This window comes from Neisseria sp. P0021.S005 (assembly GCF_051956955.1).
Window position 1 is genome coordinate 1 of the sequence record NZ_JBQCWY010000615.1, and the last position, 1,838, is coordinate 1,838.

At 49.1% G+C, this 1,838-nt stretch carries 2 protein-coding genes; both read right to left on the reverse strand.

All coding sequences use genetic code 11. The features are described from left to right. Positions 1–1,399, reverse strand: a 1,399-nt coding sequence (locus ACTHUE_RS17500) for an AsmA family protein (protein ID WP_440424067.1), incomplete at its 3' end; no start/stop codon positions are given. A gap of 179 nt (positions 1,400–1,578) precedes the next feature. Next, positions 1,579–1,838: 30S ribosomal protein S15 (rpsO, locus tag ACTHUE_RS17505; protein ID WP_440423161.1), on the reverse strand; the 260-nt coding region annotated here is incomplete at its 5' end.

Consider the following 1,838-nt stretch of genomic DNA (forward strand, 5'->3'; position numbering starts at 1 on the left):
GGGATTCGATGTTTTCTAATTGCAGACCGGCAGTTTGAATGCTGCCGATTTGGAGGTTGGCCTCAATGTCGGGCAACCAGGATTTGGCCAGCAGGGAAGGAAGATTCAGTGATGGCTGGGTTTTCAGGTCTTCCAAGTAAGGGGTCAGATTGAGTTTTTGTAAGGCGATACCGGCGTCAAGGTGCGGACGCGGTTGGGCATCGCGTTGGTATTTAAAGGCCAAGGCAAGGGCTTGTCTGTCAAATGCGCCTTTCAGACGGCCTTCCCATGTATTGAGGCTGAAATTGGCCTGCCCTTCAAGTGTGCTGATGAATCGGGGGCGGGGAAGGCGGTTGATGGTGTCTTGCAGGGTGCTGAGGTGTAGTTTGGGTGCATCAATGCCTTTGCCTTTTTGCCAAACCAACGGACTGGAAAAGGTAAAGTTGGTTTGGAGGCGGTCGTTTTTATGGCTGCCTTTGAGTTCAAAATTGGCGGCGGTCAAAACGGTTGGATAGAGGTTGGTTTTGTCCAGTTTGAATGAACCGTCCCATTGGTTGTTTTCACTGCCGGCGGTCAATGCGCCGTTGAGTGTGTTGAGGTGCAAATAGCCGTTTTTGAATTGCAAGAGGGGAGAACGTGCGTTGATATGCAAGTTTTGATAGTCGCTTTCGGCTTGCAGATTGAAGTCGCGGAAAAGGGCGGTTCGGTCTTGCCAATTAAGGCTGCCTGCGATTTGGGCATCCAGCTTGTTTTTGAGTAATACGGTTTGCAGGTTTAATTTGAGGGCGGGGACGCTCCAGCCGGCATCATCTTGTACAAGATGGCCGGCCCCTTGCCAACTGATGGGGTTGCCTATGTTTTGCAGTATGCCGCTGATATCGAATGGACGGCCGTCTGAATCAGCTCTGCGCAGGGAAAATTGCAGATCGTTTAAGGCAATATCTTGCTCTTTATTGTGATAGCGGATGCTGGCGTTATTGATGATGACGCGGTTGAGCTGGAAGCTTTCTTTCGATGTATGGTTTTGTTGCAGGCAGGCAGGCAGGTGGTTTTTGGGACCCAGCGTCAGCGACGGATTGGAAAGAATCCATTTTTCAAGAATGGGGGCATCTGACCATAGGCTGCTCCAGCCAAAGCCCATTTTAGACTCGGCAATATTCAGCGTCGGCGTATCAGGTTCGGAAGAGGAAAGGCTGAGGTCTTTTAAAATAAGCGTAGGGCGCGGCAGCCATTTTCTGCTGATGTTGGCATTGTATTTGACTTGGCAGCCATGGGCAGAAAAGTTTTTCTGTATGAATGCGTCGATGTTTTCTGTATTGAATATGCGGAACATTAAGGCACTCAATACCGCCGTGAGGCATAAAAGCACGGCAATGCTGAAAACCAGGGTTTTCAGCCAAAATTTTCCTGAGTGCAACATGGAATGAACAGACAATTCAGATTCTCGCTTTGATGGGAGCTTTTAGGAGTGATTGGAAGTTTAAGCCTTGCTGCTTAAGCGTGTGGAAGTATAACACAGAGCGTGGGCATGTGTTTCAGACGGCATCGGTATGTTAATAAAAAACACCGCCCGAAGGCGGTGTTGATTTTAAGCATAAATTATTTACGCAGACCCAGGCGGGTAATCAGTGTACGGTAAGTATCAGGCTGAGTACGACGCAGGTAAGACAGCAGGCGACGACGTTGGCTAACCATTTTCAACAGGCCGCGACGGCTGTGGTGGTCTTTAGGATTGGCTTTGAAGTGAGGAGTCAGGTCGTTGATGCGGAAAGTCAACAGAGCGACTTGTACTTCAGAAGAGCCGGTATCGCCTTCTTTGCGTTGGAAATCTTTAACAATTTGTGCTTTTTGTTCTACGG